This window comes from Shewanella inventionis (assembly GCF_014641855.1).
GTDB classification, from domain to species: domain Bacteria; phylum Pseudomonadota; class Gammaproteobacteria; order Enterobacterales; family Shewanellaceae; genus Shewanella; species Shewanella inventionis.
Genome location: NZ_BMII01000006.1, coordinates 26,338 through 43,550 on the forward strand (window position 1 = coordinate 26,338; position 17,213 = coordinate 43,550).

At 42.5% G+C, this 17,213-nt stretch carries 11 protein-coding genes and 1 tRNA gene; 9 read left to right on the plus strand and 3 right to left on the minus strand.

Features of this window, described 5'->3' with window-relative positions:
• Positions 1 to 125: 125 nt before the first annotated feature.
• The 6 genes from IEW93_RS04690 to IEW93_RS04715 all read left to right on the plus strand — a co-directional run bounded on the left by IEW93_RS04690 (position 126) and on the right by IEW93_RS04715 (position 8,106).
• Positions 126 to 1,205: an efflux RND transporter periplasmic adaptor subunit gene (locus IEW93_RS04690; RefSeq protein WP_188737434.1), complete on the plus strand. Its 1,080-nt coding sequence runs from the start codon at positions 126 to 128 to the stop codon at positions 1,203 to 1,205.
• 3 nt (positions 1,206 to 1,208) lie between these two features.
• Complete coding sequence (locus IEW93_RS04695) at positions 1,209 to 4,292, plus strand: efflux RND transporter permease subunit (protein ID WP_188737436.1); 3,084 nt, start codon at positions 1,209 to 1,211, stop codon at positions 4,290 to 4,292.
• 200 nt (positions 4,293 to 4,492) lie between these two features.
• Entirely contained in the window at positions 4,493 to 5,365 is an 873-nt protein-coding gene (gene rluB, locus IEW93_RS04700; protein WP_188737438.1) for a 23S rRNA pseudouridine(2605) synthase RluB, read from the plus strand.
• 189 nt (positions 5,366 to 5,554) lie between these two features.
• Positions 5,555 to 5,884: a hypothetical protein gene (locus tag IEW93_RS04705; protein WP_188737440.1), complete on the plus strand. Its 330-nt coding sequence runs from the start codon at positions 5,555 to 5,557 to the stop codon at positions 5,882 to 5,884.
• A gap of 239 nt (positions 5,885 to 6,123) precedes the next feature.
• A tRNA-Leu gene (locus IEW93_RS04710) sits at positions 6,124 to 6,209 on the plus strand.
• A 535-nt stretch (positions 6,210 to 6,744) separates the two neighbouring features.
• Entirely contained in the window at positions 6,745 to 8,106 is a 1,362-nt protein-coding gene (locus IEW93_RS04715; protein WP_188737442.1) for a DUF4397 domain-containing protein, read from the plus strand.
• An 88-nt stretch (positions 8,107 to 8,194) separates the two neighbouring features.
• Here IEW93_RS04715 and IEW93_RS04720 read toward each other — a convergent pair whose 3' ends face one another.
• Positions 8,195 to 8,479 (minus strand): HU family DNA-binding protein, encoded by a 285-nt coding sequence (locus IEW93_RS04720; protein WP_188737444.1) that lies wholly within the window; start codon positions 8,477 to 8,479, stop codon positions 8,195 to 8,197.
• 231 nt (positions 8,480 to 8,710) lie between these two features.
• Between IEW93_RS04720 and IEW93_RS04725 the strand changes: the two genes are divergently transcribed.
• The 3 genes from IEW93_RS04725 to rplY all read left to right on the plus strand — a co-directional run bounded on the left by IEW93_RS04725 (position 8,711) and on the right by rplY (position 11,373).
• The gene (locus IEW93_RS04725; protein ID WP_188737446.1) at positions 8,711 to 10,132 is read left to right on the plus strand and encodes a L,D-transpeptidase family protein; all 1,422 of its coding nucleotides are present in this window, start codon (positions 8,711 to 8,713) and stop codon (positions 10,130 to 10,132) included.
• 278 nt (positions 10,133 to 10,410) lie between these two features.
• Positions 10,411 to 10,962, plus strand: coding sequence for a peptidoglycan L,D-endopeptidase MepK (gene mepK, locus IEW93_RS04730; RefSeq protein ID WP_188737448.1), 552 nt, complete (start codon positions 10,411 to 10,413; stop codon positions 10,960 to 10,962).
• Positions 10,963 to 11,085: 123 nt separating this feature from the next.
• The gene (gene rplY / locus IEW93_RS04735) at positions 11,086 to 11,373 is read left to right on the plus strand and encodes a 50S ribosomal protein L25 (protein WP_188737451.1); all 288 of its coding nucleotides are present in this window, start codon (positions 11,086 to 11,088) and stop codon (positions 11,371 to 11,373) included.
• Between the two features lie 115 nt (positions 11,374 to 11,488).
• Here rplY and tamB read toward each other — a convergent pair whose 3' ends face one another.
• Both tamB and IEW93_RS04745 read right to left on the minus strand, forming a co-directional pair.
• Positions 11,489 to 15,346, minus strand: coding sequence for an autotransporter assembly complex protein TamB (tamB, locus tag IEW93_RS04740; RefSeq protein WP_188737453.1), 3,858 nt, complete (start codon positions 15,344 to 15,346; stop codon positions 11,489 to 11,491).
• Positions 15,343 to 17,133 carry an autotransporter assembly complex protein TamA gene (locus IEW93_RS04745; protein ID WP_188737455.1) on the minus strand — a complete coding sequence of 597 codons (1,791 nt, stop codon included), beginning with the start codon at positions 17,131 to 17,133 and terminating at the stop codon, positions 15,343 to 15,345. The genes tamB and IEW93_RS04745 overlap by 4 nt, the downstream gene beginning before the upstream one ends.
• Positions 17,134 to 17,213 lie beyond the last annotated feature (80 nt).

Here is a 17,213-nt window from a genome sequence, read left to right on the forward strand (position 1 = left end):
ACAAACCCATTTATTGCAACTGATAATCAGCGTATTGTTAGCGTACATTTGTCAATTTTTACCTCCTGCGGACTTATTATCATTATATTGATGTCCGTCGTGTAACTATCACCAAGGATTTTTCGATGAAACATCACTCAATGTTATGGTTAACATTGCTTGCTACTGTGCTTATTGCGGGTTGTTCTCAAGCAGAGAAACCTCCAGAGCAAGAAGTCATTCGTCCTGTTAAATTATATGAAGTGTCGGAGTCGGCGGCTAATCAAATACATAAGTTTCCTGCTAAAGTGACCGCCAATAGTCGTGCTGAATTGTCGTTTAGAGTATCTGGGCAATTAGTCAAACTTGATCTTGTTGAAGGGGAGCAGGTTAAAAAAGGCTTTTTATTAGCCATGCTAGATGACCGTGATGCCAAAAATAATTTGATGACGAGTGAAGCCAATTACGAGTTTTTGTCAGCAGAGTTTACCCGTAATCAAGCCATGTTTAGCCGTCAATTGATATCTCAGGCAGAATTTGACAGCAGCAAAGCACAGTTAAAAACCGCTAAAGCGGCCTTAGAAGCGGCCAAAGATCAGCTAAGTTATACTCGTCTTGAAGCGCCATTTAGCGGCACGATTGCTAAGCGCATGGTAGACAACCATCAAATTGTGCAAGCTAATCAAGGTATTTTAACGCTACAAAATAATCACCTACTTGATATCAGTATCCAGGTGCCTGAAGCCATAGTGGCAAAATATGCACAAAAAGTAACCCACTCTCTAAAAGCCAAAGTGCGTTTTAGTGCCATGAACGATAGAGAGTTTGACGCTCAATTTAAAGAGTACTCAACTCAAGTTACTCCTGGTACGCAGGCTTATGAGGTGGTGTTTTCATTAGAGCAACCTAAAGATGTGCAATTGTTGCCAGGCATGAGTGCTGAACTGGTTATTGTTCAAAGCGCGAATGATCATGGTGCCTTTACTGCCATTGTGCCAATCACCGCGGTTGATAAAGATGACAGTAACGGCATGGTGACTGTTTGGAAATTTGACGCGACAACAGGAGAGGTGAACCCGGTAGATGTCACTATTGGTCGAGTCAGTAATGAAGGGGTAGAGGTGTTAACCGGCTTAAATAAAGGTGATTTGATTGTGGCTGCTGGAATATCACAATTGGCTACAGGCATGAAAGTGAAACCTTTACGCTGGCAGCGAGGAGTATAAGCGATGAGTGTTGCGCAGTACTCTATTAATAATAAAGTCATTAGCTGGATGTTTACACTTTTGCTACTTATTGGCGGCAGTGTGGCATTTACAGGGCTTGGGCAATTGGAATTTCCTGAATTTACCATCAAGCAGGCGTTGGTTATTACCGCATACCCTGGCGCCTCACCTGAGCAAGTAGAAGAAGAGGTCACGCTACCGCTAGAAAATGCTCTACAGCAGTTAGATGGGGTGAAACACATCACCTCAATCAACAGTGCGGGATTATCACAAATTCAAGTTGAAATTAAAGACAGCTACGACAAGCAGCGTTTACCACAAGTGTGGGATGAAATGCGCCGCAAAGTCAGTGATACCCAAGGATCATTACCACCAGGTACTGGCACACCAAAAGTGATAGATGACTTTGGTGATGTGTTTGGTATTTTGCTTAATTTATCGGGTGATGATTTTAGTAATCGCGAGTTAAGCAATTATGCCGATTATTTACGTCGTGAATTGGTCCTCGTGCCTGGCGTTAAAAAAGTGTCTGTTGTGGGTAACATTACTGAGCAAGTTGTTATCGAAATATCGCAACAAAAACTGTCTGCCCTTGGGTTAGACCAAAATTACATTTATAGCCTGATCAACAACCAAAACGTGGTGTCTAATGCCGGTAGTATTGTAATAGGAGATAATCGAATTCGATTACACCCAACCGGTGAGTTTAGCTCTGTTAAAGAGTTATCGCGTCTGGTGGTGAGTTCGCCGGGCAGCACTGAGCTGATTTACTTAGGCGACATTGCTCGCATTGCCAAAGAGTTTGATGAAACCCCCAGCGTGATTTATCACAACCGTGGTCAGTTAGCTCTGAGCTTAGGGATATCATTTTCAAGCGGCGTCAATGTGGTTGAAGTTGGCGAAAGAGTCAGTGAGCGCCTGGTGCAACTTGAGTCTCAACGACCCATTGGTATGGCATTAGATACAGTTTATAACCAAAGCCATGAAGTTGATAAAACGGTTCAGGGTTTTTTAATTAACTTACTTGAATCGATAGCAATTGTTATTGCTGTGTTGTTGTTATTTATGGGCCTACGTTCAGGTTTATTAATGGGGCTTATCCTGTTACTGACCATTTTAGGTACTTTCATTATGATGAAAGTATTGGGAATTGAACTACAGCTTATCTCTTTAGGCGCGCTGATTATTGCGCTAGGGATGCTAGTCGATAATGCCATTGTGATCACCGAAGGGGTACTCATTGGTTTACAGCGTGGCAAAACGCGTTTAGAAGCCGCTAAACTTATCGTGTCGCAAACACAGTGGCCGCTTTTAGGGGCAACGGTTATTGCCATTATTGCCTTTGCGCCTATCGGATTATCACAAAATGCCGCTGGAGAGTTTTGCCGTTCGCTATTCCAGGTGTTAATGATTTCATTGTTCATTAGCTGGATTACGGCGATTACCTTAACGCCATTTTTTTGCAATGTGATGTTTAAAGATGCGAAACCCGGCGATGAAGAAACAGATCCTTATAAAGGGTGGTTATTTGTTGCTTATCGCGGCACATTATCAATTGCTCTGCGCTATCGCCTAGCATCTATTCTATTAGTGTTGGTTATGTTGGTGTCGGCCGTGGTGGGTTTTGGGCACATTAAAAATGTGTTTTTTCCGGCGTCAAACACACCCATTTTTTTCGTTGATGTATGGATGCCAGAAGGCACCGATATTAAAGCGACAGAGCGGTTTGTATCGCAAATAGAACAACAATTGATGCAAGAGGACCAGAAGAACAATACCGGCATGGTGCATTTGTCTAGTGTTATTGGGCAAGGCGCTCAACGGTTTGTGTTACCTTATCAGCCAGAAAAGGGCTATGCCGCATTTGCACAACTGATCATAGAGATGAAGGATTTAGAGGCCGTGAAAGCATACATGCCTCAAGTTGAACGCGACTTGGCGCAACATTTTCCGCAGGCTCAATATCGTTTAAAAATGATGGAAAATGGCCCGTCTCCAGCGGCTAAAATTCAAGCGCGTTTTTATGGTGAAGACCCTGAAATATTGCGTGCATTAGCGACCCAGGCTAAAGCAATTTTTAATGCTGAGCCTGCAATGGATGGTGTTCGTCATGATTGGCGTAACCAAGTACCGGTGATCCGCCCGCAATTACTCAATGCTCAAGCGCGTGAGACCGGGATCAGCAAGCAAGATTTAGACAACGCCTTACTGCTCAATTTTAGCGGTAAACAAATTGGTTTATATCGCGAAACCAGTCATTTATTACCCATAGTGGCAAGAGCACCAGCCGAAGAGCGTTTACAGGCTGATAGCTTATGGAAAATGCAGATTTGGAGCACAGAAAACAATACCTTTGTCCCTGCAACACAGGTTGTCAGTGAGTTTACTACTGAGTGGGAAAACCCATTAGTAATGCGCCGCGACAGGATCCGCATGTTAGCTGTGCTTGGCGATCCTAAGTTGGGCTCTAACGAAACGGCAGACTCTGTGCACCGTAAAGTAAAAGCACAAGTAGAAGCCATCGAACTACCCGCCGGTTACCGTTTAGAGTGGGGCGGCGAGTATGAATCCGCTGGTGAAGCGCAAACGGCCGTGTTTAGCTCAATTCCACTGGGGTATTTGGCGATGTTTTTAATTACCGTATTATTGTTTAATTCGGTAAGGCAGCCTTTAGTGATTTGGTTTACCGTGCCACTTGCGGTGATTGGAGTCTCGGCAGGGTTATTGATATTTGATGCTCCATTTAGCTTTATGGCGCTGCTTGGTTTGCTCAGTTTATCTGGCATGGTGATTAAAAACGGTATTGTATTGGTTGAACAAATCAACCTTGAACTTGATGATGGCGCCGCGCCAACGAATGCACTTGTGCACTCATGCGTTAGCCGTGTACGCCCTGTGATGATGGCTGCAATTACCACTATGCTGGGGATGATACCGCTGATAAGTGATGCCTTTTTTGGCTCAATGGCGATTACCATTATCTTTGGTTTAGGCTTTGCGTCATTACTCACTTTGGTTGTATTGCCCGTGATGTACAGCTTATTGTTTAACATTCGATTTGAGCGCCAAGACTTTGCCCGAGGCTGATCTTGTCGATAATGAGTGATTAATCTGCCGAGGTATTCACTTGCCTCGGCGGTTTTTTTTGCTCGTTTGTTACATTCAGCGTATAATATTGTCACTTTTCTAATTGTATGCGTCAGTGGCGGGTACAATCCTAAAAAGACAATAAAGCAAAAGTAATTAACTATTTGCTTTTTATAGAATTTCTTAAAGAGTCCCCGCTAATGAGTGAAAAATTGCAGAAAGTCTTGGCCCGTGCAGGCCATGGCTCCCGTCGTGAGATGGAGGCATGGATTGCTGCAGGCCGAGTTAGTGTAGACGGTGAAATTGCCGGTTTAGGTGATCGTGTAGAGGCTGATGCCAAAATACGCATTGACGGTCGTGCAGTTTCATTAAAGTCAGCTGACGATATTGTGTGTCGTGTGCTGGCTTACCATAAACCAGAAGGTGAAATTTGTTCTCGCAAAGATCCTGAAGGCAGAACAACTGTGTTTGAACGCTTACCTAAAGTGCGTGATGCCCGTTGGGTGGCCGTTGGCCGTTTAGACATCAATACATCAGGTTTATTGCTATTTACCTGTGACGGTGAATTAGCCAATCGTTTGATGCATCCATCTAATGAAGTTGAACGTGAATACGCGGTGCGTACTTTTGGTGAAGTACCAGAAGCGGCAGTGCAGCGCTTGCGTACAGGTGTAACCTTAGAAGATGGTCCAGCGCAATTTGATACCATTAAAGCCGCTGGTGGTGAAGGTATTAACCAGTGGTGGCATGTGACCCTACGTGAAGGACGTAACCGTGAAGTGCGTCGTTTGTGGGAATCACAAGACGTGCAAGTAAGCCGTTTGATCCGTGTGCGTTACGGCCAAGTTGAGCTTCCAAAAACGTTACCTCGCGGTGGCTGGATTGAATTGCCTATTGAGCAAGTCAATTATTTGCGTCAACTTGCCGGCCTTGAACCAGAAACTCGTTCACTGCTTGGTACTGACAAACACAGTGTTGCCCGTTCTAAAGTAAAAAGTGCTAAAATCCGCCGCGCTGTTCGTAAGCATAAAGTGGGTTCAAACCACGGAAAACCTACACGTCAACGTGACTAATCACTTGATGTCGATATTTTTTAAAAGGTCACGAAAGTGGCCTTTTTTATTGGCTAATAATGAGAGATTAAATCTCTGTAATCCCACTTGTTTAAAGCCTAAACTCAGATATGATCGGAACCATTAATTTAGGTTTTACCGTATAGCTTCTGTATGAGGCTAGGGTATTGTTGAGAGTGATTAGACAAGATGAAAAAACTGTTTGCTGGTTTGTTAGTAACATTAGTTGTAGGTTGTGCATCAGCACCGAATTGGGAAGGGATGTCTGAGCGCGAAATTAGCCAATGGAAATCAATTGGTTTTGATGCCACTCAGGCTCAAAACTGGCGAGTGCGTGGTTTTGATGCAACCGAGGCAAACGGGTGGGTTCAAGCTAACTTTAGTTTAGATACCGCAACGATTTGGGCAAAAGAATCGTTTAACGTTGAAGAAGCGCAGGTATGGTCTGAAGCAGGCTTTGATATTGAAGATGCAGTGACTAATCGCAGTAAAGGGCTCACACCCGTTAGAGCAAATTAATGGTATGAGGTTTTTTAAGCGTGACCTTGTTGTTAACTCACTCACTTTGTTCTAATTTAAAACAAATTGACGAATTTTAAAGCGTTCAGTTAGCTCGAGATAATATTTTTGTTGCTTGGCCTAAAAAAATCAGTAAAGTATGCACCAAGTTAAACGGGACGCGAAAAACGACCTAGTTTAACCCGCTAAAACACTGAATTTAGTGCATTGATATTTGATATCAAAACACGAAAAGTTTTGCCCGAGTGGTGGAATCGGTAGACACAAGGGATTTAAAATCCCTCGCTGAATAAGCGTGCCAGTTCAAGTCTGGCCTCGGGTACCATTATAATCTCTAGTAATAGAGAGTGGTGTAAAAAAGCCTCAACATTAGTTGGGGCTTTTTTATATCTGTAATTTGGGTCTTATCGTTAGCTTTAACGTTTAAAGTTCAATTTCTAAGTCCCTCGGGTTCTGGTAGAACAGCAAGCGTGCCACTCTTCGTTACGAGAATAGTCTGGCCTCGGGTACCATTCTTATAGTAAGAAATTACATACGCAAGTATTGTGTAAAATAGCCTCAACATTAATTAGTTGGGGCTTTTTTATATCTGTAATTTTGGTTTTATCTTTAGTTTTAACGTTTAAAGTTCAATATCTAAGCCCCTCGTGCTCTGGTAGAACAGCAAGCGTGCCACTGTTCGTTACGAGAATAGTCTGGCCTCGGGTACCATTAATTACTAAGTTCCTTGCGCTTAGATTTAACATTAGTCGTCGAGGTTTATCAAAACCATTGCAGTAAAAAGTTGCTGATATTTTGAACCGATAAAAAATTCAAGCCGTATAGCAATTCGTCATAACATTATATGAGGAGTTACTAACATGAAACGGATTTACCCAATTGCAGTGTGTTTATCGCTGATCGGTTTAACAGCTTGTTCTGACGATGATGACAAAGTGGTCACCGAGCCTATGATGAATTACTCCCAATTAAGAGTGATTCATGCTGGTAGTGATGCCCCTATGGTCAATGTATCTATTGATGGTAACCAAGTACTTTCTGGTGTCGATTATGCGATGTCCAGTGGTTTACTTGAGGTGACATCAGCATCATACGACATCGATGTAGATGCCATTTTAGCTGATGGTACAACGTTGACTGTACTTAACACTTCCTTAATGGCAGAGCCGGATATGGAATATACGGCCATTGCACTGGGGAAAGTGGCTGATGAGACGTTATCATTAAAACTTGTCAGTAATCCGGTTGCTGACATTGCAGCTGGTTATGCCAGAGTGCAAGTACTGCATGCCGCGCCTTCAGTTGACCTTGTTGATGTATATGTTACCGCGCCTGGTGATGATATTAGCGCGGCCAGCCCTACGGTTTCTGCAAATTACATGCATGTCAGTACTCAGTTAGAAGTGCCCGCAGGGGATTATCAAGTGCGCATTACGGCATCAGGTTTGAAAGATGTTGTTTATGACTCAGGCACGATAGCATTAAGTGACATGACGGATTACTTTATCAGTGCGATCCCCAATACGTGGTCTGGTGACGCCCCAGTGGCACTGCATGTTGCGCTTGCTGATGCTGAAGTGATTGTAAATGATGTTAATAGTGGCAGCGATATAAGAGTCGTTCATGCTGTGGCTGATGCACCGGCGGTTGATGTGTTTCTTGATGACGCCACAGAGCCTGCTGTAGATATGTTGTCATTTGGCAATGCAACAAATTATGTCAATGTCTTTGAAGGTTCACACACTGTGACTGTAGCCGCAGACGCTGACAATGATGTTGTCGTTATTGATGCTGCATCGGTGTCACTCGCATTAGCTAAAAGCTACAGTGTGCTTGCCGTTGGCTCATTAACAGATAATGCCATCGAACCTCTTGTTTTAGATGAGCTGACTCGCCGAGTTGCTACTGAGGCGAAACTATCGGTTGTTCATGCTGCTTATTCAGCGCCTGAAGTTGATGTTTATTTAACAGACACCGCAGACATTACAGACGCTACACCTGTGTTATCTAGCGTACCTTTTAAAGCATCATCTGGCAGCCTTAGTGTAACCCCTGGTACTTATAACATTAGTGTGACTGTAGCTGGCACTAAAACAGTTGCAATTGGGCCTTTAGAGGTCACATTAGACGCGAGTGGCGTCTATGCTGTTGCTGCTGTCGATAATGTGGGTGGCGGAGCTCCATTTGGTGTGATTTTATTGGATGATTTTACTGCGATGTAACATTTATCAAGATGGTCTTTGAAAACGGCTTGTCGCACTGGGGATAAGCCGTTTTTGTTGCCAGATGAACAGAGCCTGTGATGGTCAATCAGGCCGTATTATTATTCAATATTTGTTTTAAACTTGGCGAAGCTTTAAAACTGGGTTGGTTAAACCCTTCTATTTCTATGGTTTCACCTGTTTGTGGATTACGGCCTATTTTGGGTAAATGGAAGCGTAATTCAAATGTACCAAATTGGGGGATGTAAATTTTTTCGCCTTCTGATAAACCTTGATGAATAACCTGTAAAATTTGCTCAAGTTGTCGCCTTGCTACAGTTTGTGAGATATCCATTTTATGGGCCATGGATTGAATGAGTTGCTTTTTATTCATAACGTTTCTACTGCTTGACTGCGTTGGGCGCCCGTTATAGCAATTAGGGATCAGTGTTGAAAGTTGTCTGTAGATAAATTCATGTTAAACGACTATTTTTTAAGTAGATGGGTATTTGTTGAACGCTAAAGTAACCCTTTGGTATTAACTTTTGTTGTGAAAATGTTTCTGCCATTTCACTGTGATGGTAAACGTGACAATATAAAGGTGTCGAAGGTGATGGAGTGCAGCATGCTGAGTCAATTTACACGACCAAGACAAGCGAGTGTTATGGGCATTTTATTGCTTTGTATATCCTCATGCGTATTTGCAGACAACACCACTCAGTATGACAACCTCATTCAACATTTACAGTTGCAATACCTTGCAGAACCTACAGCACAGCGGGCGCAATATTTAACCATATTGCAGACTGGGTCGGCGGCCGAACAATTGGAATACATTGATATTATTCAGCGCAGTGTCGCGTCATTTTGGCAACAAAAACAGGTTCCATTAGCATTTGATACCTTAGACGAAAATGCGTCTGTGGTCGCAAAAAATATCGCATTAGAGCCCGCCGTCACCGATTATCTTGGCGTGGTTAATTATCTACGAAAATTAATGTGGTTAGCTGAAACACAAACATGGCCAACCATTGCTCCTGAAGGGTTACTTCGTCCTGGGGATGTGCATCCTAGTATTAAACAAATCAGTCAACGTTTATGGCTGCTGGGAGATGCGAATGAATATCTTGCAGATGAGTTAGTGTACCAAGACACTTTAGCCCAGAGCGTAAAACGTTTTCAGTCACGACATGGTTTAACATCAGATGCTGTTATAGGCCCTAAAACCTTATTTTGGCTAAATCAAACACCCCAGCAGCGTGCAACACTGCTCGCAAAAAGTTTTGTTGAGAAAACCACTTACCTAAGTCAATTACCACAACCTTATTTATTGATTAATATTCCGGCTTTTCAAATGGTGTTAGTTGATAATGATGAAGTTGTGCTGGCGTCGAAAGTCATTGTGGGTAAACCCGCTAGGCAAACACCACTCATGACAGGTCAAATATCTAATGTGATCATCAACCCAACCTGGACAGTACCACGGCAACTTTTACGTCATGATATTTTGCCGCAAGTTAAAGTAAATGGTCATTACTTTAAAGATAGGCATTTTGATGTGTTTGATTTTGATGGCAACTTAGTGATTAAAACGCCTCAGCAATGGCAGGTGGAGGCCGCTGGTCGTTTTCCTTATCGTGTCGTGCAGCGTCCCGGCGGCGATAATGCTTTAGGCCGTTATAAATTTCATTTTAATAATGATCAAAGCATCTATTTGCATGATACACCAACAAAATCATTGTTTGCGAAGGCTGACAGAGATTTGTCATCTGGTTGTGTGCGAATTGAAAAAGTACAACAGTTGGCCGACTGGTTTGCGAAGCAATTAGTGATTGATAAGCGTACCTGGCATCGTTTACAAAAAGATTACACGACCACTCAATGGTTTGCGTTATCGGGTACATTACCGGTACATATGGTGTACTGGCGTGCCTGGGTAGATGATGCGCATATTGCTCAGTATCGTCATGATATTTACCAATTAAGCCCAGTGGCTCCTGCTAACTTACTAAGCCAAAAAATGCGCCCACAGGCGATTGTGCAATAGCGATTACGATTACCCGCTAATTGAATAAACTGGCTTTGATGAATAAAAGTTAATCATTTGCTATTAATGTCTAACCATCTGAGCCATATCACGTCTTCGAGTTTTGTCTTTGTTTATTATCCCATCACAAATAACCTTACTTGCATTTTTAGCCATTAATGTTTAATTTACTTGTCAATTGGGTAAAAAAACAACAATAGCTTGGTTGCTATTGTGATGACGAAATCGGGTTTTAACTCGATATGTTATGTAAACGAATAATGTTAAGTGGTGTAAAAATGACAATTGAGTGTCTAACTCGTAGACAAATATTATTAGGGCTAAGTGGTGTTGCTGTCGCAACCATGTTACCTAATACCGCACAAGCCAGCCGTTCGACTCATGGCGTTAAAAATCTTCACTTTTATAATCGACACACAGGTGAAAGAAGCCAAGGCAGTTTTTGGGTTGATGGGCAATATCAAGCCGAAACCTTATCAGAATTTAACCAGGTATTACGTGATCATCGCCAAAATGTAGCGGCTCCTATTGATAAGCGATTATTTGAATATCTGCATAAATTACAGCTTACCTTAGATAATCAAGACGAAATTCATGTTATTTCAGCTTATCGTTCACCAAAAACCAATCATATGTTGGCATCTAAAAGTAAAGGTGTTGCTAAGAAAAGCTACCACATGAAGGGAATGGCGATGGACATTGCTATTCCAGGCGTAAGCACTAAAAATCTTCGTGATGCCGCTGAGTCATTAAAGTTAGGTGGTGTAGGGTTTTACCCAAGAGATGGCTTTGTGCATATTGATTGTGGCCCGGTTAGGCGCTGGGGTTAATTAAACACAGATTTGCTTGTGAGATAGTTGTTGCTGTGGTAACATCCGCGCGCTTTATTTGAGTCATTGTTGGTCGAAAACAATGACGCCTTCATACTTTATTATTTATTAAGTGAGTGACTAATGTCTTACACAATTAACGCACAAACCCGCACTGAAATCGGGAAAGGTTCGAGCCGCCGCCTACGTCATGCTGGTCAAGTTCCTGCAGTGATCTATGGTGCTGGTCAAGAGCCTGTTTCTATCAAGTTTGCACACAAAGATATCATCAACATCCAATTAAACGATGATTTCTACACTTCTGATTTAACTATCGTTGTAGATGGTAAAGAAGTTAAAGTACGTGTACAAGCTGTTCAACGTCACGCATTCAAGCCAATGATTGAACACGTTGACTTCAAATTTGCTTAATCGCTAATTTGAAAAAAAGCGCCTAAGGGCGCTTTTTTTGTGTCTTAAATTTAGGCTAAAACCTTAAGTAGCACCTGGATCCCCAATAAAAATATCTGAGGGCGGAGCCTAGAACCTAGTCGATTTCGAAACTGTAGTAGATATCTAATGACTGGCTCAAGGTACTTGATACACTCTCAAGATACAGTTGTGATAATAAATAATAGCGTACGGTCATTTCATACCCTGGGTTAAATACCCCAACGCCATACTTAATCATAAGATCGTCGCCAATATAACCACTAACAGCGACTTTACCATCATCGTTTGTGTCGAGTTGCACATTAGAAAAACCAAATTTTTCAATTAAGCCCGTTGCTGTATTGCCTATGCTACTCATGGCGCCGCCATCAAATTGTGCACCTAGGCTTAAGGCGGCTCCCATCATGAGCGAGTTACTTTGATCATTTGACGTTGAGGTAAACCCTTTCCCAGTTAAGATATAAGAGAGGACTTCTGCCTGTTCTTTGGTCGGGCTTGAAAACAAGGTTACCGCTGGACGCATTGGCGTTCCGGTGACTCTCACACCTGCGGTAATATCTTCATCTTTAATGTCTTTTGTTGCTTCAATGTTGAGGTTAGGCGCTTCTACTGGCCCTACAAATTGCACTTCACCTTTGTCAATGGTTAGCGTTTGCCCCATAAATTTATAGGTGCCTTTGTTTACTTTGATGTCACCAAACAACATGGGCGGTTTAAAGGCCTGTTGTTTCAATACGAGGTTACCTTCAAGCTTACCTTGCAAGCCCATGCCATCGATGGTGAGGTTTTTACCTACATTAACATTAATATCGGCAATAACGGCATACGGACTAGTTTTGACAACTTGTTCAGAAATTGAATCATTAAAAACCACGTCATTTGATACTGCGACACCGCCTTCGGCTAAGGGGACTATTTTAATTTGGCCTGACGGTATGTTCACTTTACCTTTAACTGCAAACTGTTGTCGGTCGAACGTCATGTTAAGATCGGGAGAAACATTCAAAATGGCCAACGGAGGTTGGATAACGGCCAGGTCACTGCCTTTTACGTCTATATCTCCACTAAATTGACCTTGTGGCCAGGCGAGCGTGCCTTGAGCGACAACTTGGCCATCGCCCATGTGCCATTGGCCATTGAGTTGTCCTTGTTGGCCTTCAAGGGCTAATGATAAATACAGCTTGTCAATTAGGGTTGGATTTTTTGACAGCGCAAATGCCCCGTCACTGAGTTTGATGTTGCCTGACACACTTGGATCCATTAACGATCCTGCTAGCGTTAATCGGCTAGACAATATGCCTTCTAGAGTCGCTAGCCGTGGGAAAAACTCACCAAAGGGGGCGAGGTTTAATTCATTTATATTAATATCACCTTGCAGGGTCCGGTCTGGTGTAATGTTAACACTGAGCTGGCTTTGCCAATTGGCGATCCCTGCTGAGTCAAAACTTAAGGTGCTGGTAACCTGTTTTTCATCGAGAGAGGCATGAAATAGCAATTGTTGATAGTCAATGCTAACAGGTTTCGTTTTCGCTCTGGTTAAGGTGATGTTGCCCGGCATTAAGGTAAATTGTAAATCTGCTGTTGGTTTTTTTCCTTTATTCCAATTCACCTGGCTTGTTAAGGCAGCTTGGCCATTCCAATTCAGTTTTTTGGATAACACAGGTGCAAATAATTGCCCAGGATTACCACTAAAGCTGATATTGGCTTGGCCTGTGCTCCCTAAATTGACCTCGTTTACTAAACACAGTGTGTTGTGTGGGTGCACTAAACAAAAACGACTAAGGTTACCGCGCTGTTTAATCTGGTCCCAATTGAACTTGATGGGTGTGTCTTGTCGCCATATGCCGAGTACATTTTGCAGGCTGAGTTGGGTAAACTGCCCATTAAACTGTTGTTTCTCGAGATTACTATTACTGAGCAGCTCAGCATTTAGTATTAAGTCGCCCAAGGTTGTTAATGAAGTTTGTTGCTTGAGTTGGTCGCCTTCACTGAGCAGGGTTAATTCACTGAGCTTGTTGTTGTTCCAAAATAGTAGGTTGTTTTTAAGCTCAACTCGATAACTGTGTTGTTCAAATGGACGATAGTTTGCTAGCAGCGTCATGCTGTCTATTTTACTGCCGTTATAGCTGAGTTTATTGATTTGCGCGTCAACATCGACTATTGGGTTTGCGCTCGTGCCGTTCACATCGACTTTTGCGAAAATATTACCCCGTCCGCCAGCTAGCCATTGGCTTAAATCTGGTACGTTTAACTCAGCGTCGATATCCCATATGGTGTCAGCGGTGCCATTTATCAGTAAATTAGCGCCTAGGGCATTCGCTTGAAGGTTATCTGCATTAATTGCTAGGGCCTGATTGACCTCGATGTGGCCTTGTAAATTTAATGGGTAGCCATTCAACCTACCGGTTAAATTGGCTTTATCTATAGCGACTTTCCACTTTTTATCACCCACATTCCCTTGGCTGCTAAACGTACCGCTGAATTTACTTTTAACCGGGTTAAATTGGGTGAGATAGTCAATATGCTGTAATTGAATGTTATCTGTGCTGACGTTGGCTTGCCAAACAAGGTTATTTTTGTAAGACAGTTGCCCATCAAGATCGATGTTACCTGCAATAGATTGAATATTAAGCTTGTTAACGGTCAGCTTTTGTTGGCGATTATTAATATCGGCCACAATGTTTAGATTAGGATGAAAAGGCGTAGTGAGTTGACCCTCAAATTTAGCCACTAAGTCGTTTAGATTACCTTTACTGTTTAATTGTTTAATTTGAGCAATATAGTCGGGTTTTTGCAGCGGCCACTGTATGTATGTGTCTTCAAGGGTAACCTGGTAATTAAGTTGCTCAGTGGTGAGATTAATTGTAGACGCTAACTTAAAACGATTTTTGCCTTTTGCTAACGCGATGATATTGAGCAGGCTTAAATCTTGTGTTAATTCAAGCCTTAAAGATTGCTTCGTTAACCCAGGCAGCTCAGTAACTTGATCTATGTTTGCTTGGAGTTTCAAGGTAAGTGGGTAGTGTTCGACAAAGGCAATATCACCAATAATATTGGCATTACCATAGTCATGTGTAATGTCGAGTTGAGTAATACCCAGTTGATATTGATTAAAGCTCGCTGCCAGGATGATGTGGCTAAAATTATCTTGGCGCTGGCCAATATTGAGTTGGCTATTGGTTGCCTCAAATTGCTTAACCTTGATTGGAAAAGGCATGAAAACTTGCGGTAACTTTGCCAGAGGCCATTCACTGTCTTGTGACTGAGGTGTATCACTGGCGTTATCATCATTTATGGGGATATTAACGATTAACCCCTGGCTTGTTAGGAACTCAACGTGCAAACCACTGTCATTCCAAATGGCTTCTGTTGCAAGTTGGTCAGCGTGATAACTCATGTCATTAACAGTTACATCGACCTGGTCAAGCGTTGCCTTGTTAACGCTAATACTGATAGGCAGTATTAGTTCTTGTGGTTTTTCATTTGTTGGTTCATCTAGGTGAGGAGTATCAATCTCGCTGGTTGGGATCTGTTCAGTAACAATATCGACATTGACTTGACTCGCTGATAGGTTTGACACGCAAACCTGCTTATTAATAAGGCAGCTAGGTACCCAGTCAAGTTCTACATTTTTAGCATAAACCTCGATCCCGTCCATTTGCCAAGACAATTGGTGTAATTTAAGCGCACTGTTCAGCGTACCCGATTGATATTGGGCACTGACATTGCTAACAAATTTATCAACCAAAAATACTGTCACTTTACTGCCAAAAGGCGTGCCGATAGACACGGCAAATAGCATTAACATAATTAATGGCACATAAATTAGAATGCGGGTGTAAAGCTTAAAGCTGCGCCACATTTTTACACCAAGACTCAATGGAGCAGGCTGCTTTGGGGCAGGTTGCTCGAGGCTTGAATGTTCAGTTTGTTGTTGCGACTTATCTATCATAAATCAGTCCCCATCGTTAAATGGAAACGGTATGAACGTGCGACAGTTTCGGTTTCTTTTAAACCAAAACCGAGGTCAAGCTTGATTGGGCCAATTGGTGAAATCCAATGTACGCCTCCACCAACAGAAACCACGGGTTCAAGTTGGCCGGTATCAAAGGCATTACCTGCGTCAACAAAGCTAGCGACCCGCCAGGTTGGAGTGAGATAGTACTGGTATTCTATGCTGCCCACGGCTAAGTAACGACCACCGACCACCTGGCGTGACAAGCCATCATCACTGTTGGTGTAGTCGATGTAAGGACCCAGTTCCTGGTAGCTGTAGCCTCGAATGCTTTGATCGCCACCGGCAAAGTAGCGTAGCGACGGCGGAATTAAACTTATGTCATCTTCGTCAGCGATATTGGCGCCTAAGTCCACGCGTGCAACAAAGCGATGGTTATCAAATAGTGTTTCAATCCATTTGAAGCGTGCCTGTAAACGCGCTAATCGAATGGTTGACCCCAATGATGGGTCGGCATATTCCAGACTGTATGTTTGCCTAAAGCCCGATTTGGGATCTAACGTATTATCGCCGCGTATAGTTTGAGTTAGGTTATAGCCCATTAAATAAAAACGTGGATCATAGTCTGTGTCTTCTTGCTCATAAAATTCGCGAATAGACTCAACAGAGTAGCCGTATAACCAGTTACTTTTAGATCGTTTTTGTCTTGAAAGGCCTATCAAGTATTTTTTAGATTCTAATTGACCTGTGTTGTCGAACGAGCGACTTTCTTCATCATAATCTTGTGTTACCCCGTAAGTGTCACGCAGTATGCCTAATTTTACCTTTAGTTGATCATCTAGTGGATGACTGAGCGGAATGGTGTATGTGGTTAAAATTTTAGGCCGATCTGGTGACCACTCAGCACTGGTTTCTTGAAAATGGCCATAACGGTTTATTTGCGGTGTTCGCCAAGTTAATCTCACTCTTGGTTCAAAAGTGTCATCGGTGCTGTTGCCTATGTCTGCACCTAAACCCACTTCAATCAGGTGGCTTGGTCTTGGGCTTAATTCCACTTTGATCGGGATTAAGCCATCACTGATTTTGTCCACTTGAGGCAATACTTTAATGTTACTAAAGTAGCCCGTATCCAGTAGGTTGCGGTTAAATTCAGTTAATTGCTGGGTAGCATAGGGGGCATCTGCTTCAAACGGGATTAACGCGTCGATGACATCATCGTTTAAGGTGTTTCCTTCAAAAGTAACATCCCCAAATAAATAGCGTTTACCTGAGTCAAATTGCAAGTTGATTTGTGCGGTATTGATGTCTCGATTAATGCTGATTTCAGACTTAGTGTAATGACCATCGAAATACCCCCGAGCCAAGGCTAAGGTCACTAATTGCGATTTTAATGCTTCATAAACACCATGGTTGAGCGTATCACCTGGCTTAATTTTGAGGCTGTTTAACCATAATGCAAACCTATCATCTTGAAGCATTTCACCTGTAAAGTTGATGTCCACCCACTGAATAATTACCGGATCACCGGTGACGATATTGAGATTAAGCTCCCAAGGACCTGAATCAGTTTCTTTTATATCTATGTCAACTATTCCGTGATAATAGCCCATTGATTCTAAAGCATCTTGTGTATTGTCATCGACGGTAAATAAAAAGGCTCTGCGCTGCACGTCAGATTCAGGAAGGGTGCCCAAATGGGCAATAATGTTATTCTCAAGCTTTTTGTTTACCCCTTCAATTTTCACGTTTAGCCAGCTATTTTCTGCCAGCACAACGCCTGACATGAATAGAGCCAAAGAAAAAACAATTAACTGACTGAATGTAAATCGTTTAGTGCACAAATTAGGCAAACTTTCCAAAAGTG